This window comes from Bacillus sp. FSL H8-0534 (assembly GCF_038005885.1).
Classification (GTDB): Bacteria; Bacillota; Bacilli; order Bacillales; family Bacillaceae_G; genus Bacillus_A; species Bacillus_A pseudomycoides.
In genome coordinates this window covers 499409-525302 of the sequence record NZ_JBBOUC010000001.1, presented here as the reverse complement: position 1 = coordinate 525302, position 25894 = coordinate 499409, and the positions used below count along the sequence as shown (strand labels likewise).

27 protein-coding genes and 5 pseudogenes are annotated in these 25894 nt (G+C 32.3%); 10 read left to right on the top strand and 22 right to left on the bottom strand.

Annotated features, from left to right (window positions below):
* The first annotated feature begins 81 nt into the window (after window positions 1-81).
* The 3 genes and pseudogenes from MHH71_RS02925 to MHH71_RS02915 form a co-directional block, all read left to right on the top strand.
* Window positions 82-1275, top strand: a complete 1194-nt coding sequence (locus MHH71_RS02925) for an alpha/beta hydrolase (RefSeq protein ID WP_033798900.1) — start codon at window positions 82-84, stop codon at window positions 1273-1275.
* A gap of 21 nt (window positions 1276-1296) precedes the next feature.
* On the top strand, window positions 1297-1704 hold the full coding sequence (locus MHH71_RS02920; protein ID WP_006094976.1) for a DnaJ family domain-containing protein: 408 nt from the start codon (window positions 1297-1299) through the stop codon (window positions 1702-1704).
* 91 nt (window positions 1705-1795) lie between these two features.
* A pseudogene (locus MHH71_RS02915) lies at window positions 1796-2500 on the top strand (YwqG family protein); the annotation flags it as partial.
* Between the two features lie 772 nt (window positions 2501-3272).
* On the opposite strand, the gene MHH71_RS02910 reads toward MHH71_RS02915, so the two are convergent.
* Window positions 3273-4244 carry a helix-turn-helix domain-containing protein gene (locus tag MHH71_RS02910; RefSeq protein WP_006094974.1) on the bottom strand — a complete coding sequence of 324 codons (972 nt, stop codon included), beginning with the start codon at window positions 4242-4244 and terminating at the stop codon, window positions 3273-3275.
* Window positions 4245-4699: 455 nt separating this feature from the next.
* Here MHH71_RS02910 and MHH71_RS30505 point away from each other — a divergent pair, with 455 nt between their 5' ends.
* Entirely contained in the window at window positions 4700-5032 is a 333-nt protein-coding gene (locus tag MHH71_RS30505) for an erythromycin esterase family protein (protein WP_006094973.1), read from the top strand.
* Window positions 5033-5041: 9 nt separating this feature from the next.
* A complete protein-coding gene (locus tag MHH71_RS30500; protein ID WP_006094972.1) occupies window positions 5042-5485 on the top strand; it encodes an erythromycin esterase family protein in 444 nt (147 codons plus the stop codon).
* A gap of 341 nt (window positions 5486-5826) precedes the next feature.
* On the opposite strand, the gene MHH71_RS02900 is transcribed toward MHH71_RS30500, so the two are convergent.
* From MHH71_RS02900 to MHH71_RS02885, 4 genes are all read right to left on the bottom strand, one after another.
* A complete protein-coding gene (locus MHH71_RS02900) occupies window positions 5827-6603 on the bottom strand; it encodes a Cof-type HAD-IIB family hydrolase (RefSeq protein ID WP_006094971.1) in 777 nt (258 codons plus the stop codon).
* Between the two features lie 180 nt (window positions 6604-6783).
* Complete coding sequence (locus MHH71_RS02895) at window positions 6784-7278, bottom strand: NUDIX hydrolase (protein WP_255261221.1); 495 nt, start codon at window positions 7276-7278, stop codon at window positions 6784-6786.
* 39 nt (window positions 7279-7317) lie between these two features.
* Complete coding sequence (locus tag MHH71_RS02890; protein ID WP_003207266.1) at window positions 7318-7776, bottom strand: hypothetical protein; 459 nt, start codon at window positions 7774-7776, stop codon at window positions 7318-7320.
* Between the two features lie 185 nt (window positions 7777-7961).
* Window positions 7962-8399, bottom strand: a complete 438-nt coding sequence (locus tag MHH71_RS02885) for an NUDIX hydrolase (RefSeq protein WP_006094969.1) — start codon at window positions 8397-8399, stop codon at window positions 7962-7964.
* A 160-nt stretch (window positions 8400-8559) separates the two neighbouring features.
* Here MHH71_RS02885 and MHH71_RS02880 point away from each other — a divergent pair, with 160 nt between their 5' ends.
* Entirely contained in the window at window positions 8560-9003 is a 444-nt protein-coding gene (locus MHH71_RS02880) for a permease (protein ID WP_098788317.1), read from the top strand.
* Window positions 9004-9046: 43 nt separating this feature from the next.
* On the opposite strand, the gene MHH71_RS02875 is transcribed toward MHH71_RS02880, so the two are convergent.
* The 10 genes and pseudogenes from MHH71_RS02875 to MHH71_RS02830 all read right to left on the bottom strand — a co-directional run bounded on the left by MHH71_RS02875 (window position 9047) and on the right by MHH71_RS02830 (window position 15674).
* The gene (locus tag MHH71_RS02875; RefSeq protein ID WP_006094967.1) at window positions 9047-10255 is read right to left on the bottom strand and encodes an L-lactate MFS transporter; all 1209 of its coding nucleotides are present in this window, start codon (window positions 10253-10255) and stop codon (window positions 9047-9049) included.
* Window positions 10256-10560: 305 nt separating this feature from the next.
* On the bottom strand, window positions 10561-10704 hold the full coding sequence (locus tag MHH71_RS02870; protein ID WP_006094966.1) for a hypothetical protein: 144 nt from the start codon (window positions 10702-10704) through the stop codon (window positions 10561-10563).
* Window positions 10705-10757: 53 nt separating this feature from the next.
* Complete coding sequence (locus MHH71_RS02865) at window positions 10758-11780, bottom strand: serine hydrolase domain-containing protein (protein ID WP_033798899.1); 1023 nt, start codon at window positions 11778-11780, stop codon at window positions 10758-10760.
* A 167-nt stretch (window positions 11781-11947) separates the two neighbouring features.
* Window positions 11948-12211 (bottom strand): heterocycloanthracin/sonorensin family bacteriocin, encoded by a 264-nt coding sequence (locus tag MHH71_RS02860; RefSeq protein ID WP_003207258.1) that lies wholly within the window; start codon window positions 12209-12211, stop codon window positions 11948-11950.
* 465 nt (window positions 12212-12676) lie between these two features.
* Entirely contained in the window at window positions 12677-13123 is a 447-nt protein-coding gene (locus tag MHH71_RS02855; RefSeq protein ID WP_006094963.1) for an NUDIX domain-containing protein, read from the bottom strand.
* A gap of 37 nt (window positions 13124-13160) precedes the next feature.
* A pseudogene (locus MHH71_RS02850) lies at window positions 13161-13280 on the bottom strand (GNAT family N-acetyltransferase); the annotation flags it as partial.
* A 222-nt stretch (window positions 13281-13502) separates the two neighbouring features.
* Entirely contained in the window at window positions 13503-13793 is a 291-nt protein-coding gene (locus MHH71_RS02845) for a heterocycloanthracin/sonorensin family bacteriocin (protein ID WP_018780539.1), read from the bottom strand.
* A gap of 414 nt (window positions 13794-14207) precedes the next feature.
* Window positions 14208-14654, bottom strand: coding sequence for an NUDIX domain-containing protein (locus MHH71_RS02840; RefSeq protein WP_003197936.1), 447 nt, complete (start codon window positions 14652-14654; stop codon window positions 14208-14210).
* Between the two features lie 178 nt (window positions 14655-14832).
* A pseudogene (gene cutA, locus MHH71_RS02835) lies at window positions 14833-15184 on the bottom strand (divalent cation tolerance protein CutA).
* A gap of 31 nt (window positions 15185-15215) precedes the next feature.
* Window positions 15216-15674 carry a GNAT family N-acetyltransferase gene (locus MHH71_RS02830; protein WP_033798898.1) on the bottom strand — a complete coding sequence of 153 codons (459 nt, stop codon included), beginning with the start codon at window positions 15672-15674 and terminating at the stop codon, window positions 15216-15218.
* Between the two features lie 139 nt (window positions 15675-15813).
* Here MHH71_RS02830 and MHH71_RS02825 point away from each other — a divergent pair.
* Window positions 15814-17118, top strand: a pseudogene (locus MHH71_RS02825) (aminotransferase-like domain-containing protein); the annotation flags it as partial.
* 249 nt (window positions 17119-17367) lie between these two features.
* Here MHH71_RS02825 and MHH71_RS02820 read toward each other — a convergent pair.
* Window positions 17368-17892, bottom strand: a complete 525-nt coding sequence (locus MHH71_RS02820) for a GrpB family protein (protein ID WP_006094958.1) — start codon at window positions 17890-17892, stop codon at window positions 17368-17370.
* 323 nt (window positions 17893-18215) lie between these two features.
* Between MHH71_RS02820 and MHH71_RS02815 the strand changes: the two genes are divergently transcribed.
* Window positions 18216-18683, top strand: a complete 468-nt coding sequence (locus MHH71_RS02815) for a DUF2306 domain-containing protein (RefSeq protein ID WP_018765964.1) — start codon at window positions 18216-18218, stop codon at window positions 18681-18683.
* A gap of 242 nt (window positions 18684-18925) precedes the next feature.
* Here MHH71_RS02815 and MHH71_RS02810 read toward each other — a convergent pair whose 3' ends face one another.
* From MHH71_RS02810 to MHH71_RS02800, 3 genes are all read right to left on the bottom strand, one after another.
* Window positions 18926-19780 carry an alpha/beta fold hydrolase gene (locus tag MHH71_RS02810; protein ID WP_018765965.1) on the bottom strand — a complete coding sequence of 285 codons (855 nt, stop codon included), beginning with the start codon at window positions 19778-19780 and terminating at the stop codon, window positions 18926-18928.
* A 211-nt stretch (window positions 19781-19991) separates the two neighbouring features.
* The gene (locus MHH71_RS02805; RefSeq protein WP_006094956.1) at window positions 19992-20897 is read right to left on the bottom strand and encodes a glycerophosphodiester phosphodiesterase; all 906 of its coding nucleotides are present in this window, start codon (window positions 20895-20897) and stop codon (window positions 19992-19994) included.
* 203 nt (window positions 20898-21100) lie between these two features.
* Window positions 21101-22306: an MFS transporter gene (locus MHH71_RS02800; RefSeq protein WP_003197956.1), complete on the bottom strand. Its 1206-nt coding sequence runs from the start codon at window positions 22304-22306 to the stop codon at window positions 21101-21103.
* Between the two features lie 563 nt (window positions 22307-22869).
* Here MHH71_RS02800 and MHH71_RS02795 point away from each other — a divergent pair.
* Window positions 22870-23580 (top strand): hypothetical protein, encoded by a 711-nt coding sequence (locus MHH71_RS02795; RefSeq protein WP_006094955.1) that lies wholly within the window; start codon window positions 22870-22872, stop codon window positions 23578-23580.
* Window positions 23581-23614: 34 nt separating this feature from the next.
* Here the strand turns inward: MHH71_RS02795 and MHH71_RS02790 are convergent, their stop codons facing one another.
* Both MHH71_RS02790 and MHH71_RS30495 read right to left on the bottom strand, forming a co-directional pair.
* A complete protein-coding gene (locus MHH71_RS02790; protein WP_018765970.1) occupies window positions 23615-24121 on the bottom strand; it encodes a DUF3189 family protein in 507 nt (168 codons plus the stop codon).
* An 80-nt stretch (window positions 24122-24201) separates the two neighbouring features.
* Window positions 24202-24318 (bottom strand): annotated as a pseudogene (locus tag MHH71_RS30495) (DUF1453 domain-containing protein); the annotation flags it as partial.
* Window positions 24319-24408: 90 nt separating this feature from the next.
* Between MHH71_RS30495 and MHH71_RS02785 the strand changes: the two are divergent.
* Window positions 24409-24933 carry a GNAT family N-acetyltransferase gene (locus MHH71_RS02785; RefSeq protein WP_006094954.1) on the top strand — a complete coding sequence of 175 codons (525 nt, stop codon included), beginning with the start codon at window positions 24409-24411 and terminating at the stop codon, window positions 24931-24933.
* Window positions 24934-25038: 105 nt separating this feature from the next.
* On the opposite strand, the gene MHH71_RS02780 is transcribed toward MHH71_RS02785, so the two are convergent.
* The gene (locus MHH71_RS02780; RefSeq protein WP_018780541.1) at window positions 25039-25782 is read right to left on the bottom strand and encodes a YrrS family protein; all 744 of its coding nucleotides are present in this window, start codon (window positions 25780-25782) and stop codon (window positions 25039-25041) included.
* Window positions 25783-25894: the final 112 nt, after the last annotated feature.

The window sequence follows — 25894 nt, the reverse complement described above, 5'->3', positions numbered from 1 at the left end:
CAACATTAGTACCCTGTTTATATAGGGATTTATTTACAAAAAAAGAAGTACTAATATACTGCAGTGGAGGAGGGAAAAGGAATGAAGTCAATACTAAGCCCCAAAATAACAGAGCTTACAGATCAATTAAGCAATGGAGATACACGAGCTTTTCATACATTTTTAGATGAACTCAAAGCAAATGAGACGCCACTTATAGAAACTTGTCCAATGAATAATCAGTATCATCTTATTACTTACATATGGCTAGGCGATAAAGACACAGAAAATATTTATGTATTTGGTAGTTATCCTGGTTGGGATCTTCATTCTAATCGACTAAAACGGCTTTCAGACACGAATTTATGGTACAAAACATTCAGAACGAACAAAAAGTTTATTTCTACCTATCACTTTTCAGTTAATGATTATTTTGAACAAAATTGGATAGCGCGTAGTGAACAGTATCAGTTAGATCCATTTAACAGTCATATATTTGGAGAAGGAACAGATAGAGCAGCTGTTTTAGAAATAGGAATGGAAATGCAGTACGATAAAAGATTCCCTAAAAATTATAATCCTCAGGGAAAAGTTGAAACATATTCTTTTTACAGTTCTGTTTTAGGCAATACACGAAAGATATATATTTACACACCTCATGATTATTCTCTTACATCAAGCCTTCAAAATCTTATCCTCACATTTGATGGAAACTCATTTATGCAAAATCTTTCAGCACCAGCAACACTCAATCATCTCATTCATAAACAAGAAATACCTTCGTGTATTGTTGTTGGAATTGAACACGTAGATCGATTAAATGAGCTTACTTATAACGACAAGATGAATGCATTTTTAATAGAAGAGCTACTTCCTTGGATTCAAACAAAATATCATGTATATAAGGATCCGGCGCATGCAACAATTGCTGGTTTAAGTTTAGGTGGCCTAGCGGCGTTTTATACAGCACTTCAGAATCCTCATATTTTCGGAAATGTGCTGTCATTGTCAGGTTCTGTACATTGGAAAAAGGACGGGTATGAAGAAAAGCTTCCCTGGATGGAGAAACAATTTTTATCAATTAGTAATACGCTGAGATTACGTATGTATATGGCAGCTGGAACTCTTGAGAATGAATCGCTTTTAAAAGCCAATAGGAGCCTGTATAAGACGCTTAGAGAAAAAGAATACCAAATTACCTATAGCGAGTTTCAAGGCGGTCACGACGAGATTTGGTGGCGAGAGCAACTTACTGAAGGTTTATTAGCATTAAATAATTCAAGATCGTTATCTTAAAAAGAAATGAGGAGGTAAAATATGAATCAAAAGGATTTAGATAAAGAGTTAAAAAAACAAGAGATTTTAGTAAAGGATGAGAAGGTTTGGGATTTCACGTATGAAGATCATATTAGTTCTATCGTTAAGCGGGCAGAAAAATCAGGAGCTTTTGATGACCTACCTGGCAAGGGGAAACCACTTAATATTGATAAAAGCCTTTCGTATAACCCTGAAAAACAACTTTATAAAACATTGAAAGATAATCATGTTTTACCTAGGTGGATTGAGCTTTCGAAAGAAATTGATTATTTAAAGGAAAAGCTGAAAGAGATTATAGATTCTAAAGAAGCAGCAAAGCTAGTTCGGACTATTAATAAAAGAGTTTTGGAACATAACCTTTTGTGCCCAGCATCTGCACAAAAAATGAGAGTGAAAACGGATTTTTAGTATTTTTCAATAAGCCTATTTCTTGTTATATAATTAAAATAGGCTTATTTCATATATTATGCAAAGGAGGAGTAGAGGGTGACAAATACATACCATATTTGAAAGTGAATTTGGTGGGTATCCGTATGTACCTATTCATCATGAGCATCCAAAGGATTCGAATGGACAGCCTATGATGTTACTTGTGCAGATGAATTTTAGAGAGATTCCTCATATTGAATCTGTGCCATAGAAAGGATTACTATAGTTTTTTGTAAGCAGAGATGCTGATCTTGTTGGGGCTGATTTTGACCATCCAACAAAACAAAAAGATTTTCGTATTATTTATCATGCAGAATTAACGCAAGATGAAACTCAAATTGTAACGGATTTTAGCTACTTAAATGCTATTGATTCAGAGAATTTTATTGTGCCTAGAGCAGCAAAGTTAAGATTTGAAGCAGGTTATCAACCTGTAACACTAGGAGATTATCGATTTGAAGAGTTTTTTAGAGATGCAATTCATTTAGAAGAAATCGATGACGATAGCGTAGAAATGGAATTTCATAGATTGTACAATAAACACTTTGAAAGCCGAGGGCATAAAATTGGAGGATATCCATTCTTTACACAAACGGATCCAAGAGAATGGGAAGAAACCTATCAAGAACATAACATCTTATTGCTACAAATCGATACAGATGATTCTCTAGGAATTATGTGGGGAGATTGCGGCATTGCTAACTTTTTTATACGAAAAGAAGATCTACTAAACCTAAACTTTTCAAATGTACTTTATAATTGGGATTGCTGTTAAGTCTAAAAACACCTTTAATATAGCGGAAAATAGGGAAGAGGGGTTGAAGTATTTCGCTATATCTGTGTGAATTACCGGTTATAGCAAGAATCTTAGTGTGAAATCACAATTTTAAAACTTATGTACGTAGTTACATGAATAAAAAGTCAATATAATTTACAAAAAGAAATATAAACCAATATAAAAATTCTTCCTAAAAAATAGGGAGAATTTTTATAGGAATAGTATCGGGTTATGTTAACTAAGATAAAAAATACAACGCAATAAACAACCTGTTATAGATAAACCCTAAATTTAACCATATTAAGAAAATAAGATGTAATTATAAGGAAATGTATAATAGATGATGAAAAACTTAAATGCGCACGCGGAAACAATGTAATAACAAAAAAATTTTAACGAATTACGTAATAAATTTATGTTCATCAATGTTTTTGTATGTTGTAAACTCAGCAAAATTTTTATTCTAAAAATGCTGTAGAGAAATTTAATCGTACATTTACTATAAAATTTATAAAAATTTAAATAAGTAATATGTAAAGCCGATTTCATAAAAAATATCCGTTTCATCTCACTTTGTATAGTATACTTGTGTTTAGAGACAGGGAAACACTTCTTTTGTATAACTACCTATAATATATATTATGTTAACTGTGAAAATAGAAGTAACTTGTTTTTAGTTTAAATCTCCCTTTTACTTCTGTTGCTTGACAGAAAAAAGATTAGCGTTGAAATATAGCATTCACACTAATCTGTACAAGGGATTTTATTTTTAATTAATTTGTTCGAAGCTATTTTTAAATTTGGAATCACTTTGTAACCAGTTTTTGAATGTTGATTTTTTAATGCTAATATTTTCGCAGGATTTATCAATGCATTGATGTTGTTGATATTGAATAAGAAATTCTTTTTTTCGTTGAGTTACTGCCGTTCTTGTTCTTTTTAACTTTCTATCTTGTAGTTGTTCTAAGTCCAATTGTTCTTTTTGGAACACATCATATTTTCTTTGTAAAAATATTTCTTTATCTTTATAGATCCAATTAGAAAAAAGTTTAATAGTTCTTCGACCACTAAGTATCACACGGTAATGCGATTTTTTATTCACAAGGTTCGGCTTAAAGTTTTGCTCATGTAAAACTTCGTTTAAAGAATTCATAAAACTATGTGATCCACCTACGAAACTTACAGTATAAGTTGGATAGTTCACATAGCCATCTCCATCAAAATATCCCCTAATAAAATGATGCAGATACTCTTTTGGAACAAATGGAAATTGTACGTCGTATGATTTACAAGGCATGATTCCATGTAAGTTTATTAGATCATTTTTCATGATTTTGCTATTTAAATTTAACATATAAACACCAGTGTTCTTGTTTTTATATAATGGTTGGTTTGAATTGAGTTTTATTTTTATATCTTCTAAAATCGCTGATTCTTTTTGAGAAATACTTACAGTTTGGTTATCTTTTGTAATGACACCATCTGCAATGAAAAACCCTAAAATATATGCCATAGTATTAGACCAACGCTTAAAGTAATCTTCATTTAAGTTATATTTTCGTTTCCAGCTGCCTCTTGCTCTTTTTTCAACGTTGTTATCCGTTAGGACTATCCGAACATATCTAGGTGAAACATTAGCTAGTTTTGCAATATTTGACGTGCTCTCCCCTTTTAAATACAGTTTAATCATTTCGTCCTTTTCCAGTGCGCATTTAGATTTCTTTTTGCTCCTGTCAGTCATTTCGATTCTCTCCTTTCAATAGATATAAATGAAGTGTGCATCTTCCATATCATTATATAAAAGAACTGATGTTCCGTCTGTTTTATCTATTAAAATCGGAGTAACATTTTTATTCATTGTAGATCTTCGTATCCTCCATTTTTTCTGCTGCTATCTGCTCTATTTTTGTGGCAATTATGTAGCATATTTCCTCGAGTTCTCTTCTGAGGATTATTTTAACACTGTTTAATTTATAGAATTTTTAAATTAAACAGAAATATCCTCCTTTTCTTCTTGATTTGTATAAATTCCATCCTTTAGTATAAATATATAAATCTAATTGTTCCTATTTTGTTTAAATGAATCATAGCTGATTAGATTTATGTGATAAGGTTTATAAAAATTTAGGAGGGGTTATTGTCTTACTAGGTGAGTCTACTCATGGTTCAACAGAAATGAATCAATCAAAGGTTTAAATGATTAAGTATTTATATGAAGAAATGGGTTATGATGTACTTGCGTTTGAATCAGGATTTGCGGCAGCGAATTCCGTATATCAAAACTTAGATGATTTAACTGCTGAGCAAACCATGAAAAAATCTATTTTTGGCAATTGGTTCACAAAAGATGTAGAAGAATTATTTCAATACATAAAAGAACAAAAGGAAAAAGGAACGCCCCTTATTTTAACAGGGTTTGACATACAAATACCGTGGAATGCTTCTACTGCAACATTTGCAACTCCTACAAATGAATGGATTGGAAAATTAAATCCGGAAATAGGAAAACAACTTGTAGAAGAAGCATAAGAAGAAATTGTGAAATACAGTTCCGTTTCTACTTATGAAGAATTTCAAACAATGCAGTCCTCTATTTTACGTAAATATGAAAAAGTAAAAGAATTTATCCAACAGCATTCGAATGATTTAAAACAAGTAGCGCCTAAAGCATCATATGATGTGAATTTGCTAGAAAAGTTAATCAAGGTTCGAATTGATACCCTTAAAACGTATATTCCAAATCAAGTAAAAGAAGAATTAAGCATCCCCTCTCAGCCAGTTTTTTCGGATTTTTCATATTACTCACATGACAAACAAATGGGACAAAATTTAGCGTGGTTAAGTGAACTGCAGTATAAAAACAAAAAAATGATTGTGTGGGGACATAATTATCATATACGAAAACAGAACGCTAAAATGTTAAAAGCAGATCCTTATCCAATTCCATTTCCAAATATGATGGATGTTATGCCAAGTATGTAAATTATACACTTTTTATTTTATCTAAAACTTATTTTATGAAATTATTAGTTTAAATGTATTCTGCTTAAAATGAACAAGAAAAGACACCTTATATAGGTGTCTAAGAATCTTATGTATCATACAAATCAAATGGAATTATTCTTTTTTCTCTTCATCTGTCTTCCCGTAAGCGAAAATCTCAAAAACGAATTCACATAGACCAACTACGACTTCCCCAATTACTTCGTGCATTTTCCCACACTCCTTTTTTGTAAATCTATCTTAAGTATATGAGTGGGATGTTTTTAAGTGCTATTGGAGAAGGTGACATAAACATTACAAATTTGTAATGTTACTCTAGTTTAAATGACACCAAATTTCTTTAACGCGTAAGATATTCCTCCTTCGCTTGCTCTTTTGGTAACGAAGTCTGCTTTTTGTTTTAACGTATCTTCTCCATTTCCCATGGCAATTCCCAAACCCACATACTCCAACATGTCGATATCATTTCCGCCGTCACCGAAAGCAATGGCTTCGGATTTGCAAAAGTTGAGATGCTCCAATACTTTTTTAATCGCAGCTGATTTGGATACTTCCGTTTCTTCAAGTACATTCATTACGTAGCCATGAAAACGCTCGAATCTAAGTTTTGAAAATCTATCTAGAAATTTTTGCGCTTCACTGTCGTCCGCATACAAACATATACAGTAAATTTCGTCTGATAGAGATTTCATTTTTTCGGGATATTGTGTAAGGTTCAAAGTTTCTTTTAATGCCCCCATGACCCGCTCATCATCGGAAACCATGCCGTTCATCGTAAATAGCTTGGTAAAATAAGAAACACCGTGTCCGTTCAACTCAGCAAAAGCAGAAACATCTTGAACTGTTTCTGTTGATAGTACTGATTTATGTATAACCTTCTCGTTACATGTTATAAGCGCACCATTAGCAGAAATAAACGTATCAATGCCCATAGTCTTAAACTCTTCGCACAAATTGTACGGTCTTCCTGTTGTAACTACAACTTTTAATCCTCTCTCGATTAATTTCTCAAGTGCTTCTTTTGTGCTTAACGGTATACTTCTATCCACTTCGCTTAATAGGGTGCCATCAACATCAAAAAATACAATTTTGTACATATGTAATCCCTTCCTTGTTAAATTGCGCTATCTTTATACAATAACTAATAGTGTACTTTTTACAAACATCTCAAAATACGTTCTACACTCAACTAAAATGAAGCAGTTTAAGCGTTTTTTCAAAACATGGAGTTCTTCTTTCGTACGGGCCTTTTACTAAATTAAAAAACTGATGTTATCCTATTTTTTCACTAGGTTATTTAGAGGTAGGTTGTCTAACCTGTTAAATTCTTTGCATTCATATTCTACTAATGTATGATTTATAATGACACATCTATGTTCTAATATATGATGTTCATTGAGCATTTTAGGTAGAAAGTGAGGTATCATCGCCCCTACCCCATAATTATACTTACTAAGTATCCATGACACGCCTCTCCAGTCTAAAATCCCTTCGGCTGTCTTTTTAGGAGTTTCGTAGTAAAAGTCATTAGGTACATCTACTACATACGCATACATGCCACCTGAATATGTATGATCCATTTCCCATGTTATGATACCTTTGAACTGGATTTGATTTCTTTTGATATCGATATCTGTTTCTTCTTTTATTTCACAAATTGCGCTTTCTAATGGCGTTTCTCCGCTCTCTATTTTTCCGCCTACTCCGTTCCATAATCCTTTAGCAGGGGCGTATTCTTTGTTTAACATGAGTATCTCATCATTTCTTTTAATAAAACATAGTTTCTAATTTTAATATAAGGCAACCATTACTTATATAATCGTATAGTCATCAAAATATTGATCGATACTTTTTAATTTCTCTACTTTAAAGTTTATAATAGCAAAAGAACTCTCATGTAAATGTAACTTTTCATCTAAGGTAATAATGTTGCCGTCTGTATCAATCAATATGAACGAATAAACACCCTCTATAGTAGCTGTTACTTTTCCTAACGCTTTTTTATCCAACCATATAGATAATCCTGCAAACAAAGAAGCAGTAACAAACACTTTGTTATCTATTAATTCAAATTTAATATAGTCTGGACTGTCAATATCAAATAGTTCAACGTAATTACATTCCGAATTCTCGTATTCTTTTGTATAATAATCAATAAAACTACTAATAAACATTTCTTTGTTATTCAAATTTTCTAGTATTTCTCCGCTTTCATTCAGTATAAGTTCCTCAAGTTTTTCGCTTGAAAGTATTTCGTTATATATTTGCATAGTTATTTCTCCTAAGCCCCTATTATTTCTGTGCATAATAATTAAAAAGGTAACGATTTGTATTTTAATAAACCTTTTTCCATTCATGTTTTGAATCAATTACTCTAATTTATTTTCAATGGGATATTCTTGGTTATTAAGTATCTTTCTTCTCATATTTGTTTCAACTTAAAATATTAGCTTTATTATTTGTGAATAATTGTCCCATTAAAAATATATGGTACAGTTTCTTTTCTTTGCAATAGATTTTTTAAATGTTCGGGAAGTCGTAAATATGTTTCTGCAATTTGTAGTTCCATCCACGTAACTTCCTCGATCTCTTCTGGTCGTGATATATGTATTTCTCCACCTGTAATTTTCCCAATAAAGTTAATGAAGATAGCATGGTGACCTCTTTCTTCAAAAAATGCTTCACTTATTGAAAAAATCCCATCTACCTCTATATCTAATCCTGTCTCTTCTTTTACTTCGCGAATTGCTGCTTCTTCTAACGTTTCATCAAACTCGACTGCACCACCCGGTAAAGTAAAATAAGAAGCATTTGAACCTGTATTTTTAACCATTAATACTTTTTCTTGAAACTCATCGTAAAGTAGTACGTACGTTACAGTTACTTTTTTCATAGGAACCTCCTTAGTAGATCTCTAGTATACAGTTCTCTATAAAGCGATGTATCTCCTTGCTAGTAAATTTAAAATATTATTATATGGAATATTAAGGATATCTTTTGTTTTTATTTAAAGATATAATAGTAAGAAAAAACAAAGATTGTGAATGGATGAAATGAAACCGCATAAAAAGAAAAGACTTAGAAAGAAAAAACGTAATCGAAAAACATTTAAACAAATTGTATTTCAATGCTGGATCAATATTAAGAAGTTTTTTAAAGTATTGTTTGTTTTAGTGCTTTTTGGCGCGTTTTGGGGATTTTGTTATTACATATTTGATAAAGTATCGAATCGGGAATTTACAGTTCATCTTGTTTTCGCTTTTGTAATCTGTTTTGTGTTGTCCTATATTCTAGGGCATATTATCAGCAAAGTTAAGGACTGGAATTTTTCAAATGCAGATGTGAATTTTAATGGGGATATTGGAGGTTGTTTACTAGCTCTTATTTTATTTCCATTGTTTTTGTTATTATTTGGTGTAACGTACTTTGGTGTGAACTACATTATTTATAAAATAACTGGAAATAAAAAATTTAATTCCTTCTCAAAAGAGCCCTAATGTTCATTTAGGGCTCTTTTCTATACAGAACATATGCAAAATGTTAAGCTATTTTTCGATATAACTTTTGTGTTTCTTTCTTTTTCTCCTTGCTTGGTGGTCGAATTAAAATGGAGATAATAAAGGATATAATACATAGTATACCGATTGTAATAAAAGTTGGTTGAAATCCACCTAATAGCGCTCCGATAAATGAACCTGCGAGTGCACCAAAACCAAAACCTTGATATACAATTCCATAATTTGTACTATGATTTTTCAAACCGAAGAAATCACCCACAATTGCTGGAAATATGGTAATATTTCCTCCAAAACAAAATGCGACACTTGCAACACAAGTAAAATAAATAGCGTAGTTTAAATTCATAAAACTCAGTGTAAAAACAGATAAGCCGATTACAATAAAAGTTGCTGAAACAATTTTTAATCGACCTATTTTATCTGATAATGTCCCAAGAACAATTCGGCCAACAGTATTAAAAACCGCAATCATTGCAACGGCATTAGCTGCGGTTGCTACACTAAGTCCTACGAGTTGAACTCCGATATCTTTTACCATACCGATTAAATAGAGGCCACTCATACATGATGTAAATAACATAAAAAACAATAAATAAACTTGTTTTGTGCGTAACATTTCTTTCGTTGAATAATCATTACTTAAAGTTTCAGATACTGTTTCATTCGTAGCAGCTTCACGTAAGAAGAAAGATCCCGCAAGTATTACAATCAAAACGATTATGCCCCAATATAAAAAAGCTTCCGATACACCAACTGTATCAATTAACTTTCCATTTACGTATTTAAAAATTAAGCTCCCCATTCCGTATGCTGAGACTGATATACCAGAAATGAGACCTTTACGATTTGGAAACCATTTAATTAAATTTGATAATGATGTGATATAGGCTGTACCATCTGCATAACCTACCACGACACCAGCTAGTAAATAAAGAAGTGGTAATGAGGAAACTTGTGAGCTAAGTATTAATCCAACTCCAAGAACAATTCCTGCGGTTGCGATAAGTTTACGAAGCCCCATCTTTCGTTGTAATTTACCTGCAAATAAAGTTGAAAATGATAAAGAAAAGCTGGTAATTGAGAAAGTTATCGCTACAGTATGAAGTTCCCAACCGAATTTACTTACTAACGGTTGATTAAACAAACTCCATGTATAAATCGTTCCAAGACCAATTTGCACAATGATTGTGCCTAGGACAATCAGCCATGGATTTACAGATGTTTGTTTCATGCGAACTGTCCCTTTCTTATCATGACATGTTTTATCACAATTTAGTATATCCGTGATGAAATACAAGATACTAATTTAAAACTGGAAATTAAATTGGAGTCATTGTACAAAATAAACAAAAAGACACTTCGTTAAGAAGTGCCTTTTTGTCGATTAGATTATATACGGGTTTATTGTAAAAAAGCTGTGTTAAGATAAGACATTTTCAAATGCTTATATACATTATAGTACCAAATGATGTCTTTATTTTTATGGGGCTTAAGATGTATTTTTCTTTCATAAAAAAGTCTTATAAAAAACAAAAATTAATATTCGATTTCCTCATAATCTTTTGGTTGTGGAACAGTTTGCATATTTGCAGCATCTTTTGGATCGCTATATGTAGCGTTCTGCTCAACACTTGTGTCGTTGATGTTTTGTTTTTTACTTTTATTCGTTTGTTTTTTCATAAGGGTTCACTCCTTTTCTTTATAAAAGTAGTTATACCCCAATTCAAATATTATTACAGGTATGTAAAAGATGATTTCGCGAATGTATCAGCGACTAAATTGCTAAATTCTCGTAAATAATACAGATAGTTGTCTCCTCCATAGTTATATCTTTTATTATACATTTTGGCAACGACAACATTATACTTGGGAATGACTAAAATGGTGGGTCCTGTAATGCCTAATATTTGATACGAGCCTTTAGGTACCCTTTCCCCAAGCTCGCTTTGTATAGCGGGTGTGTTTTGAACAAACCAGAAGCATCCGTTTTGTGGTAAGTCCGTGTTTTCGTATTCTGGGCTTTGAAGACTTGTTGCAATTTTAATAACCTCTTTCGGTACGATTTGTTTTCCATTTATGTATCCTTCATTTAAATGTAAATTTCCCCAATAGGCGAATTCTCTAGCAGAAACAAAAAGGTTTTTTTCCGTTCCATCATCTAATATTCCAGTACTGCATATTGCTTCTTCATGAGGATTTACTATTACCTTTACCAAATTCTCATGATACTTTTTTCTCCATCCTGTTTCTTTAAAACCTGCAGGTATAAAGATACGTTCTTTTAATAACGCAGGAAAACTTTTATCATATAGTTGATAAATAAGATGGGTCATCATACGTACGTTAATATCTCGATATGCCCACCCTTGTCCAGGTTCAAATTCTCGATAAATTGTTCCGTCTTCTTTTTCATTTAAACCATGTGAATGCGTTACTAAATGTCTTAAGGTTGTCTTACCAAGCAAATTCTCATCATAATCTTTAAAATAATTTGCTGCATAATCATCAAGATGCTTTATCTTCCCTTCATATAGTGCATAAGCAACCGCTAAACCTAAGTAACTCTTTCTAGCGGAAGCAACATTAAATTGTGAAGACGCTGTTATAGTAGCACTGTTTTCAGTATTAGAATGATTTCCACTATAATGTTCAAGTACCACTTCATTATCTTTCATAATAAAAAGTGCTGCTGCAGAGCTATGATTCCGTTCTTTTATATCTTCTACCCATGAAACTAATTTTTGGTATGTATGCAATGTCTCACCCACCTCTGTATGAAATGCTATATCAAATATTAATTTCGATGAAAATAGAAGATGTCCTTTTATTTGTTTAATTCACAAAATGAAAGAAAAGTGTCTCTACACTCTGAACATGTATATACACCTTTCTTTCATACAATAACTTCATTTATGTTACAAAGTTAAATGAACCACCAGCTCCAGCAGCTAAAGCATCCCCCGCCGCAGCCGCCGCACCCTGCACAGCCGAAACAGCCGAAACAACGTCCGCCGCAACCACCACAACGTCCGCCGCAACCGCCGCAACGTCCACAGCCGCCGCAGCGACGAGCATCTTCTTGTGCATAATAATATGGATATTGATTTTGATTATCCCAGTACACAACATTTCCAGGGTGATAATCATTTAGATTCAATGATTGCAGTTCTTGTTGAAATTCATTCATGTTTATGACCTCCGTTTATAAATTAAAGTTTCTGTCTAGCATAATTCATCGGTGCTTTTCTATATGTATCACTTGTTTAATCGGCATAATAAACAGCAATAAATATAGAAATTAGAAACCAATTTCAATACGTACAACAACAAAATATGAGGTTTTATTGGGTGACGTACCTTGTTCGGTTGCCTATTTTTAGATAGCTTGTATGTTGGATTCGTTTTTATAAACGAGATGATAAAAGAATTTTTACAAATATGAAATTATATAAATTTCTCATTTGTAAATATAGGAGAGAATCTTATATTCTTTGTAGGAGCACAATCTGAGGTTTACTTCTTTTGTACAATAAAAGTGAATCAATTATTTCATTTGATGGGGATGATGACTTTCTTTAATAGTTATTAAGAGTTAGTTGGGTACTATGCAGTATTATTAACACTTAAGTACCCAATACCCTTCAGCAATACTTTATAAATTACTAATCCAACAATTTGATAAATCCTCTTTTTGTACCTTTTCTATTAATCTTTGAACAGAAGGTTCAGGCATTGTTTTATATGTAATTAGATTTTTATTATTGGGGATGATCCAATGAAAAGCCAGGTGAGACTCTTTAGAAATCGGTGGTATATCACTATGTAGGTCGTTACTATCGACTTCGAAAACATGATTAATTTCATAATGAAGCGTCTCGCTATCTTGCCACTGGTTTTCAATCACTCCTAAAAAGCGCTTAACTTCACAATCTATATCTATTTCTTCTTTAAGTTCACGAATTAATGCGCATTCTGCAGGTTCTCCTAATTCCACATGACCACCTGGTAGAAAAGAATGATGCCCTTTATAATTTGCTATTAAAAGTTTGTTATCTTTTATAATGATTCCTCTTACAATATGATGAAATTTTGTTTTCAATTAGGTTTCTCCTCTTTATCCATTTTCTTAATTAAAGTTAAACAAGTAAACGGTATACTTCTTCTCCATCATAAACATGACCAAGATTTACAAAACGATAGCTTTCATATAACCTTTTTGCCCGAGTGTTCTTTTTGTGTACAATTAGACGAATCTCTTATTCCGTGCCTTTATTTCTTCTACCCATGAAACTATTTTTTGATATGTATCCAATGTACCATTCACCTCTATATGAAATGCTATATCAAATATTAATTTCGACGAAAATAGAAGATGCCCTTTTATTTGTTAAATTCACAAAATGAAAGAAAAGTGTCTCTACAGTTCATACTTGTATATACACTTTTCTTTCAAAAATATCTTTATTTATGTCACGAATTTAAATGACCCACCAGGTAGCACCATTAAAACCGTCAAAACAATTAGAGCAACCACCGCAACCACCACAACCAAAACAACTAAAGCAACCGAAGCAACCAAAACAACGGAATCCACCACAACGAAATCCACCGCAACGAAATCCACCGCAACGGCCACAACCGCCACAGCGACGAGCATCATCTTCAATATAGTAATATGGATATTGGTTTTGCTGGTCCCAATACATAACATTTCCAGACTGATAATCATTAAGGCTTAACGCTTGTAGTTCTTGTTGAAACTCATTCATTTTCATGACCTCCGTTTATAAATTAAAACCCCATCGATGCTTTCCTATATTTCTGTTCGTTAAATCTAAATAGAAATAGCGCTATAAACTAAGTTCAATACGTACACCAACAAAATATGACCTATCACTAGATGATGCACCTTGTTCATATGCCTATTTTTAGGTTGTTTTTACTATGGGCTCATTTTTATAAATGGAAATTATAAAATATGAATTTAAACAATAACATTTAGCTTTATGTCATCATTTTCTAGTTCTATAGCTTAAGCGTGGTAGTTTTTTGCGTGATATCTTTTAGTCATAAAAAAACACAGATATGAAATTTTTAAAAAGATGAACTAAGAGTATATTAGTTTTTCGAGAAAGGGTACTTATATCATGTTTTTTTACAACGTAGTACTCTTGCATGTTATTTTATAAATTGCTAAGCCAACAACTTGATAATTCCTCTTTTTGCACCTTTTCTATTAATCCTCGGACTGAAGGTTCAGGCATTATTTTATATGCAATTAGATTTTCATTATTAGGAATAATCCAACTAAAATCTAGGTGAGACTCTTTAGAAATTGGTTCTATATCACTATGTAAGTCGTTACTATCAACTTCGAAAACATGATTAATTTCATAATGAAGTATTTCACTATCTTGCCACTGGTTTTCAATCACTCCTAAAAAGCGCTTAACTTCACAATTGATGTCCAGTTCTTCTCTAAGTTCGCGAATTAATGCACATTCTGCAGATTCTCCTAACTCAACATGACCACCTGGTAGAAAAGAGTGATGCCCTTTGTAGTTTGCTATTAAAAGCTTTTTATCTTTTATAATTATCCCTCTTACAATATGATGAAATTTTGTTTTCAATTAAGATTTCCCTCCTTTTGTAGTAACATAGCATGTATTCTCATTAAGTCTTTATTATTATTTTTTGTTTTTCTAGAACTATCGTGAATAGATTTTGAATACACCTTTAAGTAATCTTTAACAAATGAAATTACAATACTAACTTCATGTTTTTTGAAAGTGATATCCTCTGAGAATATTAAACTTGTCCAAAATATGCATTTAGTAGTGGCATGATATAAATCATGGGTGTTTCGTAAGGGTGAATTCGATTAATTATGGTAAGTGTGTCTTTTACAATGTCTTGTTTACACCTTATTTCGACTTTACATTCTTGCCCTTCACATATTTGACCGATTTCTCCATCAAAAGGTGTTGCAAAAAGGTGTTGCATTATCTAAAGGTCTCCAGTACCCTTTAACTGTGCTGTAAGATAGACAATTATCGTAATTTCCGACCTTACAAGCGTGAATGTTATTTAATTTATCTCGTAGAGTTTCAATATATTCCTCTGGGATAAATATTTCGATTTTTACTTCATTAAATTCCATGCGCTAGATCACAACCTTTTCTAAATAAAAGTTAGACATATAAACGATATACTTGCTCTTCGTCATAAACATAATCAAGTTTTTTAAATCCATAACCTTCATATAACCTCTTTGCAATAATATTCTCTTTATGTACAGTTAATCGAATCTCCTTACATTCCGTAAATTCATTTGTAATCCATTTAATCATTTCAGCTAAAGCAGTTTTACCATATCCTTTTCCTTGATGATGCTCATCAATCATAAATCCGTTAATCCAATACATGTCCGATGTATTGGATTCGAATGCATGCATAATGAATCCAATCATACTATCGTCATCATATATGGCTAATGGAATGTATTCGACATTTTCACCATCCGGCTTAATATATACTTTCGCAAGTGATACTGCTACTGGTGGTACAAATGTAGTTTGTTTCTTCGATACTTGTAATTTCAGTGCTTCTTCCCAGTTATCTCTTGTTATTATTTTTAATTGGATATTCATCATATGGACTCCTTTTTGAATAACAAATTATCCTATTTAAAAAATATCTTTCTTTCATAATTGTTTCTTTATCGGATTTTAATAGTTCGAATACACTTCCTATATATTCAACGATTCGCTATCATTTCCTCTCTAAAAGAATCGAAGTACAGTAATTATAGCGTTAGAAGAACTAACAGCAGACGGTTTACTTAGAGGACAAATGGGTATGGGAACAATTGTAATGAATAATACATGGTCATTATTAGCAACGAATCCTCCACCTAATTGGAACGAGTATGTAAAAACAGGAGTACATAAACCAAGTAAATTAATTGTTCAAGAAATTAATGAAATCGAATCAAACAAAGACTTTATTCAACTTAGTAAAGGTGAACTTTCTTCTGATATTTTTCCGTTAGAAACAATGAAATTAGTTATACATAATGTGTCTAAGGAACTAGATACTTTCGGATATGAAGAACCAAAAGGACTTTTCCCTTTACGCCAGACAATAAGTGATTATGTGAAATCATTCGGTATTCATACATCTCCGTCTTCTATACTAATCGTTTCCGGAGCATTGCAAGCACTACAGTTAATATCAGTTGGTCTTTTGCATAGGGAATCCACAGTTCTACTTGAAAAACCTTCATATTTATATTCGCTTCATGTATTTCAATCAACAGATATACATCTTTCTGGAATATCGATGGATGAGTGTGGTATCGTACCAAGCGATTTGTCTAGACGAAGTAAATATAATAAAACGAAAAACATTTTATATTCTATCCCTTGTTTTCACAATCCAACAGGTGTCTTAATGTTGGAAAGTCGACGGAAAGAACTTATGAATGTTTGTGAAAAAGAACAACTTCCTATTATTGAAGATGATATTTATCATGAATTATGGATTGATGAACTACCTCCACTATCATTAAAGGCAATGGATCAAAATGGGCACGTATTGTATGTCGGTAGCTTATCGAAAACACTTAGTCCTGGATTAAGAATTGGATGGGTAATTGGTCCAGAACCTGTGATTGAAAGATTATCAGACATAAAAATGCAAACAGATTATGGATCTAGTTCATTATCACAAAGAGTTGCCGCTGAATGGTTGTCTAGTGGTTTATATCAAAAACATGTAGCGTCCGTGAGATTGCAGCTGAAAGAACGAAGAAAAATCATGATACAAGCGCTGGACCTGTATTGTAAAGACATCGCAACATGGAATGCCCCTAGCGGAGGATTGTTTATATGGTTAAAGATACAACCTAAAATTTCAATGAAAAAACTATTTCCAAAAGCATTATCTAAAGGGATTCTTCTTAACCCAGGGCGTATTTATGAAGAGGAATCTGATCAACATATTCGTTTATCGTATGGCTATGTACCTGTCCAAGATCTTACGCAAGGAATCTATCAGATAAGTCAAATTGTTAGGGAATTAATAGAACCATAGAAAAGTCCTCTTCATTTAAGGAAGAGGACTTTCAAGCGGGTACTCATACATTCATATGTTAGGTGTTGACAACTTCCTGATACATTCTTCTCTACCTTTTCATAAACTGTCCAAATCAAATCTTTGAGTTAACTTATAATTGTTTAACCATATTGGTAGATAAGAAAGATGAAAATATTTTTGAAATTTCCAATTTAATTAGATTCTATTTGTTCTTCTATTACAAGTAGTAATTCCCACTTTTTCTTTTTAGTTTATATAAAGCGTCTTATTCAAAATCCCTTTTACAAAATCAGTTTTAGCTTCACAATAACCATCAATATTATATCGATAGTTCTCAGCTAATCGATATTTCAGTTCTTCATATTCTTTCCGTGCACCCTCATTTGCTGATAAATAATCCCGTAAAGCGACATGTTCTAAATAGCCTTTCCCATCCTTCGGGCAGACATAGAGGTGGTATTTCATAAAATTATCTTCATTATTTCTTTGAAAAGCTTCACGTCCTTCAACACCTAGATCTCCTTGATGGTGATAACCTTTTTTTTCTAATCGTTCTATAATGTCAGGTAATAGATCGTAACTTTCTATAACTACATCAATATCAATAATTGGTTTTGCTGCTAACCCTTCAACAGAGGTACTACCTACATGCTCAATTCTTAAAATTAAATCGCCGATATAACTTTCAATCATTATTTTGATTTTCTTGAACTCCATTTTCCATTCAGGATTATAAGACATGATTTCTATTATTCTCGTTTTTTCAGCCATTATTATATACCTCCTTATCATAATTTAATTTTTTTCCAAATATAATAAATTGCTCATACGAATCCTCATCAAGCCCTAGAATTTCTGCAAAAGCAGTTTCTATTTTACACCTTTTTTAGAACTATAATATCTTTTCAAATATGAAGTAGTTTCTTAATTTACAATATACATTTTATATCAGCAAACAAAATATGATGAAAATTATTATTGCTAGAAGATGTTCTACAAACACCTTAATTTCAATATATTAAATTGAATCAAAGATGTATTTCATCTCTTCTTTAACAAACCAAAAATATTAAAATGGCAAAGGAGGAAGTATATTGGATATCTTTCCTATACTTTTAATAATTCATATTCTATTTGGGATCATATGTTTAATTTCAGGAGCTGTCGCAATGTCTGCAAAAAAGAGAAAAGGAACTCATACAGAATGGGGTGAAGTTTATCATGCATCTTACGTTGTAATATTCATCACTGCAATTATATTGTCTATTTTACATTGGAATGAGATTGCTTATTTGTTTTATGTCGCACTTTTTTCTTATTCATTTGCTATTTATGGCTATCTTGCAAGAAAAAGACGCTGGAAAAATTGGATTCATCATCATATTAGAGGTATGCTAGGTTCATATATAGGTGCTGTAACGGCTCTCCTAGTGAACATAGGGAATTCTATACCGATATTAAATTTACTTCCTACACTATCGTTTTGGTTTTTACCAACATTGATTGGTACCCCACTTACAATAATGGTTATAAAAAAATATAAAAAGCATACAAACAAGTAAAAAGCTCTATTCCTCTTTGAAAAAATAGAAACGCTATTAATCATGCAGTAAATATTCTGCTTCGATAACTGGATTCAGCGATTTTTTTATTACTACTCAATCATTTTAGTCCAAAGAAAAAAAGCCATTTAGATAAAATACAATTTATTATTCGTGAATAGTTGAAACGAAGTGTCAATAAAAAATAGACGATCTAAGGAGCAGAAAACTTCTTAAATCGTCTATTTTGACTGTGTAATTCCCTACACTCTTGAAGTATGTTTCGAAATAGCGTTAATTATATTATCCCAATCATCAAAATGAATTTCATGCCCCGTTCCCTCTAGTGGTAGTAACGACGCATTAGGAATTTCATTTGCTAGAGCTAAGCCATGCTCATACGGAAGTGCCGTATCTTCGGTGCCGTGAATAACTAAAGTAGATATATTTATTTTTTTTAATTTCCCCTCATAGTAATCATCACCTTTAAGCAGTGCATGATTAAACATGCTGAGTAGATTGTTTGCTCGTTTTATTTCTTTTGTTACCTGCTTCGTAACTCTTTGCTCATCAAATTTATGCTTTGGTCCACAGAGTAATGCTGATCCTCTAACCAAATAATTCACAACAGATTCGTTATCTGTCCAATCCAATTTGCTTCCATTCGCATGATAAGCAAGAATTTTTTCATCCATTGGAGGTAAATTCCGATTGTTTTCATCAGACCCATAAATACTTGATGCAATCAATGTCATTGTTAGGACTCTTTGAGGATGCCTTACTGCGATAATTTGAGCAATCATACCTCCCAAAGACATTCCTACAATATGTGCATGATTAATATCGTATGCATCGAGTACTCCAACAGCATCATCCGCCATGTCTATCACAGTATAATGAGAACTTCCTGGCTTGTAGGTAACGGAACGCCCAACATCTCGATGATCATATCGAATAACGTATCGCCCTGTATCTGCTAATCGTTTACAGAACTCTTCATCCCAGTAAACCATCGAACACATTGCTCCCATAATCAGTAAAGTCGCTGGGTGATTAGGATTTCCAAAACTCTCTGTGCATATATCAATTCCATTAATTTTATTTATCTTTTCTTTCATAATTCATTCCTCATTTCATTCGAATTTGGTCATTTGAAAAAAGGTACATCAAGACAGCCCAAAATTCCCTTTAGAAAAATGAACGAATAGAAATGTACCTGAAATTAACGGAAACGAATGAACTTAATAATCATAATAAGCACTCTCCTTATAAGAAATGAATAAGAGGCTTAACCCCATTGCTAATTATATTATATTTTTGTAACTTAGGTTAATCTATTTCATTACTAATGGATAATGATAAAATTACATGCTGTAAACGATCCGGATAATTCGTAAACATCCCATCTACACCCCATTCAATCATTTTTTTCATATCTTCCTCTTTATCTACTGTAAATGGGTGAACTTCTAAGCCTTGTTTTTGTATTTTTGGAACGTCGGTAGCATTCATATATGTATAGTTCATGCCCAAGCCTACACAATAAGTTTTATACGCCTTTAAGTCTTCATTGGTTAGTCTGACTGCTTTTTTGTGTGTTAATAATTGCACCAGCGGAATGCTAGAATTTAGACTATGAATCTTTTTTAAACTTTCAGTGCTAAATGATTGGATGATTATTTTCTCCTTTACAATAGCGGGATCACTTAGTTGGTATCGATTCAGTATTTCTAAAAGCTTTTCTTCCATTCCTAGATAGTCCTCTGGTGATTTTGTTTCAATATAATAACGAGCATCATGGCCAAACGTTTCAATAATCTCTTCAAGCGTTGGTACTTTTACGTCCTTAAATTCTTCTTTTGATAGCTTGGGATGTTTTTTATTAAAGAAGCTACCAGCATCAAGTCTTTTTATTTCTTCTAATGTATGATCTTTAACAAGTCCTGATCCGTTTGTTGTTCGATTTAATGTATTATCATGCATAGCAATTAAGTGTCCATCCTTTGTCATTTGAAGATCTATTTCTATATAATCACCTTTGAATTGTTGACCTAATTTATAGGCTGATATTGTATGTTCTGGAGCATATGCAGATGCCCCTCTATGGGCAATTGTTATGACATGATCTGATCGATTCTTAGCTTTTATATAATTTATTTCTTTTGTTTGCTGTAGAATAGCAATGCTTATTCCTATCAAGATGCAAACAGTTGTAGTAATAAGTGCTTTTTTCATAGTGATATTTTAACTCCTAATCTTATACTCTATTTATATATGTTACACGATAAAATTTAAGCACGTATAAATATGTTATTAAAGCTTTGTAACAAAATCATTCAGTCTACAAAATAAACAACTGGATAGCTAATGTCTTGATAAAAAATAACCATCCTCTAAGGCTTGGATATACCTTAAAGAATGGTCGCCTTAAAACAGATTTACGATTCAATATTTTTAGGCACTTCTCTTATACCTTTAATCGGTAAGCAAGTACCTATCAGTGCAATTATAGTACAACCCATAAACATAACAGGTAACCCGTATACAGCAAGTATAGATAACGTACCAAAAATAATTAAATCCAGTACAGAATCTAGTACTGATAACAATGAAATTGTTGTTGCACGTACATGTGATGGAATTATATCATTACTCAGCTGTGAATAAATCGGATATCTTATTGCTCTTACAAATCGTAATATAATAAATGCTCCTAAAACGCTCCACAACGTATTTCCAAAGCACGCTGCTAATAGTAATCCACAGACAGCTAATGCACCTGAAAGATTTAATAAAAATATACGAGAGAATTTTCGGGTTAACCACCCTATAGAAATGGATGCAAAATATCCGCCTATTGCAGCGACTGCATATAATATGCCAATTGCAAATACGGGCACGCCTGCATTTTTCAAAAGTAATTGATCATAGTTGTCAAAAACTGCACTCGCTGGAATAAATACAAGCGATATATTTAAGAACATAATAAGTAATTGAGGTGCTCTTCGGATAACTTGTATTCCTTCGATTACTTGTGAATAAGCTGACTCATTATATTCAAATTCCACCGCCGGATTTTTTATAAATAAAAGTAAAATTAATTCTACGAAATGAAAAAGAAGTCCGAGTGTAATTAAAATAAAGAATTGCTCTTCCTTCAAATCTTTCGCAAAATAAGATCCGAAAATAACAGCAATCAACATTGAAATAAAGCTAGCGGATTGAATTTTTCCCATCGCTTTATCCATAAGATGTTGTTCATTCGTTTCTTTTAAAGATTCGTATATTAAGGCTTCATCAGCACCCGAAAAAAATGTGACTGATAAACCATTCAATAAGCTATATAAACAAAATAGCCATATGTTATCAGCAAAGAACAAAATAGAGATACTTATAATTTTTATGCAAGCGCCTGTTATAAAAGAGAGTTTTAAACTGAAACGATCTGCAAAAATGCCTGCTGGTACTTCTCCAATTAAAACCGCTCCACTCCAGCACATCAATACAATAAAAATATTTGAAGGAGTTAATCCTCTTTCCACATAAAACAACGTCATAACTGCTTGTAAAAAGCTAATTGTTCCAAAAAAATGTACCCAAAATAAAATAGAAATATTATGATTTGCCAGCGTATACTTATCCAAACGTTCTCCTACTTTCCGATATTTATATTCTTCGCGGAAGCAGGAGTGTTAAGTTAGCTTAAATACTATGCACTCCTCTTCCTTTACTTGAGAATGTTTTTAAAGTTTTTAACATGTTAATTCCTCCTTACATTTAATTAAGTGTATCATAACAAATATTCTTAATATTTACAAAATAAAATTATAAACTGGATAAGATTGTCGAAATGGAAAAAGTGGTATATAATAGGCAGTAACATTACTAGTAATTATTTTAGGTATTCCTAGAATAAAGGAGCGATACATATGAAAATTACTATTTATTTCGGAAGTCATGAAGATCAAGATGTACGTACAATGGATTGTCATTTAGATGTAGAAGATGCAGAAGAACTTGTCTCTGTTTCATAATATAAATCGTAAATAAAATGGGTTGAATCCTCTTCCCTATCGCATTCAGGGCACTTTTTAAAAGGTGTCTTTTTTATGTTTTTCCGGTAAAAATCCCTTTACTTTATAACGATTAAATAGTAAAATATAAATATACGAACAAACGTTCTTTTATTTCAATCGTACTTGAAGGGATGATTTTTACAATGGCTCAAAACAAACGCAGAGGAAGAAAAAAGCATACACCTACTATCTCAAATACAGGCTTTATCGGTTCTGTGTTTATTGATACATTGGAACTACAAAAAAAATCCTATTATTTTGCCCGTAAAAAGCTTCAAATTGTCCATCATGTATTAGATGGCCTTGCAGGCGCAACAAGTTCTTTATTTAAAGAGCATAATATTTCTGCACATATGTCTTGTGTGTATTTACATAAACAAAAGAAGATAGGTTTTGTTCTTTCAACAAAACCTTTTGAACAAGCTGATGGTGTTGCTTATTTTAAAAATTACTTAATTGAAAAGAATTTTTATGATAAGCAAGACGCCGAATTTCAAGAAGTATTTAATACAGGCTTTATTGGGGTGGTATTTGCTGACATATCTAGTATTGATCGATTTAACTTTGATTTTGAAATGAGCATGTTATCAAAGCTAATGAAGGATATGATAATTCCTGTTAAGGAGCTATTCTTACGTCATAATACCCCCGCTTATATCTCTACTTCTCATTTAGAGGAACAAAATAAATTAGGATTTGTTTTATCTGTAAAACCTTATGATGAACGTGCAGAAGCAGATTTATATTTTGAAACATATTTAAAAGAACGTGGCTTATATATTGGGGATGAAGAAGACGAAATTGATAAGATTGTCATTCGAAAAAAAGTTGAATTGATATAGAAAAAATGCAGGATTCCAATAAATCCTGCATTTTTTATTTGAAAGTTTCATTCTCTAAAATAACAACATAATCATTAGTCATTCTACCCGCTTCTTTTGTATAATCAACAAGTCGTTGTATATTATCACAACACAGTTTTGCTCCCCATACGAGTAAGGGAACACCAATAAAATCAATATGTAATCTTCTTGAAAACAATCCTCCAAACGTCATAGGAAGTGGAACTGTTGGTGAAGTATTTGAAAAAATGATTTTTTCATTGTTTTGATACTGATGTTGAAGAATTTCCGCTAAATTTTTCATGGATGGAACAACTACTTTTGATGTCCCGTGTCCTACTGTATAAACCGGATTTCCTCCTTCGTCCCTTCCATGAAAAATTATTTTTCCCATATCAGACGTTTTAAGCTTATTAAAATAGTCCACATTTAAAATTTCTTCTTTTGTCAGTCTTCGATCAGTGGGGAGTTTGTTTAAATGATATGCTGCTGCAAGTGAAGTTGTATGTGTTCCGCCAAAATCTGTATAAATAAAAATCATAATACCATCCCTTATCATAAACGTTTCATAATTATTAGTATCACCATTTCATCATTTACTAATCAAGTGAAGCTTTGATTTTATAACTTACTTGTTAATTCGTGATATTTTCTCCAAATATAATATCTTCTACTAATTATTGTACCAAGTGGCGTACATAAAAAAATGTTTGTTACAACGGTTAACATATAATGTGTACCTCACGAAAAAATACCCTTGAGTTTTAAGTTAATATACGATTATGATATCTAGATAGAATATAATACTGAAAGGAAGGTGTATTTCTTTTGAATATTCTCGAAACAGAGCGTCTTACTCTTCGCCTACAAACAACCGACGATGCAGCGTTTATCCTCGAGCTTTTGAATGACCCCTCTTGGTTACAATTTATAGGAGATCGCGGTGTGAGAACGTTAGAAGATGCAAGGATCTATATTTTGAATGGACCGATTCGCATGTATGAGCAATTTGGTTTCTGTCTTTTTTTAGTAGAACGGAAGGAGGATCATGTTCCGATTGGAATTTGTGGTCTAGTAAAAAGAGATTCCTTGGAAGATGTAGATATTGGATTTGCCTTTCTCCCAAAGTATTGGGCTAAAGGATACGCCTATGAAGCAGCTTCTGCGGTGATGGCATATGGAAAAGATAAATTGGGGCTAAATCGTATTGTGGGGATTACTACTCCAGATAATCACGCTTCAGCCAAACTTCTTGAAAAAGTAGGGTTGCGGTTTGAACGATCGATGCAGCTGGCCAATGATTCTGAAGAACTTAACCTGTTTGCATTTGATAAACGAAAAGAAACCACATAAATAAACAGCAAAGATATCAAAAATAATAACTCATATAAAAGACTCTCCGTTTGGGAGAGTCTTTGCTTTATTTGCTGAATTTCGGCGGAATATCTGTCGGTATAATTATTTCACAGCTTGAACAGATACTGGTTTCCAGCCTTTATTTTCAATCCAATCAATATACACTTTATATTTTTTATTGCTTTGCTTATCTCGCACATTACCATAGGCCTTATTCGTTCCGTTATTTCCAATAAAATCATAAATGAGTTGTGATTCAGGAACCTCAACAGCGTAGGAAATTGCTTTTTTCATCTCATTCCAATCTGTCGTTCCCTCTTTAAATTGCATGGCAGGTTTTGCCCCTTGCTCTGTACCAACTGGATTCCATTGCTTATTTTGTTCTGTTTGATTTGCATCTCTATCTGATTGATTTTTATTTATTGTTTCTACATTAGCCTTCTGTTCTTCAATTTTATTATCCTTTTGTTCTTCTTGTTTTTTTACTAGATTTTCATTGTTCTGTTTTTCTTTTTCTTTTTCCTGTACTTTTGAGCTTTCTTTCTCTTGATTTTGCTGTTCTATTAATTTTTGTTTTTCACTTTCTTTGTTTGCTTGTTCCTTTGATGAGTCTGCTTCTGATTGTTTTGTTTTTCGTTCCTCTAATTTATTGTTTTTCGCCTCTTTAGATGCTAATTGGGCTACTTTCTTTTCTTCTGGATGTTCTTTTCCTTTTGTATGATCAGTAAAAAATAACTGATAAGATACCATGCTGACTGTCAATAATACTAAACTTAATCCAATATTAACAACACTGCGTTGTCGACGGGCTTGTTGCTTTTCTTGAAATCTACCTTCATTTCCCATTTCTGAAACCTCCATGTAACTTTTACTGTGAAACTGTATGCTTTGCTCACTATTTTAGAATCCAGTAAGTTTATATGTTGATGAACTTTAAAATTCATCTGTATAGTTGTTA

Bases quoted from the DNA above. Each gene is read 5' to 3' on its own strand.
- MHH71_RS02925 (WP_033798900.1), top strand. From the start codon at position 82: ATGAAGTCAATACTAAGCCCCAAAATAACAGAGCTTACAGATCAATTA.
- MHH71_RS02920 (WP_006094976.1), top strand. From the start codon at position 1,297: ATGAATCAAAAGGATTTAGATAAAGAGTTAAAAAAACAAGAGATTTTA.
- MHH71_RS02910 (WP_006094974.1), bottom strand. From the start codon at position 4,244: ATGACTGACAGGAGCAAAAAGAAATCTAAATGCGCACTGGAAAAGGAC.
- MHH71_RS30505 (WP_006094973.1), top strand. From the start codon at position 4,700: ATGATTAAGTATTTATATGAAGAAATGGGTTATGATGTACTTGCGTTT.
- MHH71_RS02900 (WP_006094971.1), bottom strand. From the start codon at position 6,603: ATGTACAAAATTGTATTTTTTGATGTTGATGGCACCCTATTAAGCGAA.
- MHH71_RS02890 (WP_003207266.1), bottom strand. From the start codon at position 7,776: ATGCAAATATATAACGAAATACTTTCAAGCGAAAAACTTGAGGAACTT.
- MHH71_RS02885 (WP_006094969.1), bottom strand. From the start codon at position 8,399: ATGAAAAAAGTAACTGTAACGTACGTACTACTTTACGATGAGTTTCAA.
- MHH71_RS02880 (WP_098788317.1), top strand. From the start codon at position 8,560: ATGAAACCGCATAAAAAGAAAAGACTTAGAAAGAAAAAACGTAATCGA.
- MHH71_RS02875 (WP_006094967.1), bottom strand. From the start codon at position 10,255: ATGAAACAAACATCTGTAAATCCATGGCTGATTGTCCTAGGCACAATC.
- MHH71_RS02870 (WP_006094966.1), bottom strand. From the start codon at position 10,704: ATGAAAAAACAAACGAATAAAAGTAAAAAACAAAACATCAACGACACA.
- MHH71_RS02860 (WP_003207258.1), bottom strand. From the start codon at position 12,211: ATGAATGAATTTCAACAAGAACTGCAATCATTGAATCTAAATGATTAT.
- MHH71_RS02845 (WP_018780539.1), bottom strand. From the start codon at position 13,793: ATGAATGAGTTTCAACAAGAACTACAAGCGTTAAGCCTTAATGATTAT.
- MHH71_RS02830 (WP_033798898.1), bottom strand. From the start codon at position 15,674: ATGAATATCCAATTAAAAATAATAACAAGAGATAACTGGGAAGAAGCA.
- MHH71_RS02820 (WP_006094958.1), bottom strand. From the start codon at position 17,892: ATGGCTGAAAAAACGAGAATAATAGAAATCATGTCTTATAATCCTGAA.
- MHH71_RS02810 (WP_018765965.1), bottom strand. From the start codon at position 19,780: ATGAAAGAAAAGATAAATAAAATTAATGGAATTGATATATGCACAGAG.
- MHH71_RS02805 (WP_006094956.1), bottom strand. From the start codon at position 20,897: ATGAAAAAAGCACTTATTACTACAACTGTTTGCATCTTGATAGGAATA.
- MHH71_RS02795 (WP_006094955.1), top strand. From the start codon at position 22,870: ATGATTTTTACAATGGCTCAAAACAAACGCAGAGGAAGAAAAAAGCAT.
- MHH71_RS02790 (WP_018765970.1), bottom strand. From the start codon at position 24,121: ATGATTTTTATTTATACAGATTTTGGCGGAACACATACAACTTCACTT.
- MHH71_RS02780 (WP_018780541.1), bottom strand. From the start codon at position 25,782: ATGGGAAATGAAGGTAGATTTCAAGAAAAGCAACAAGCCCGTCGACAA.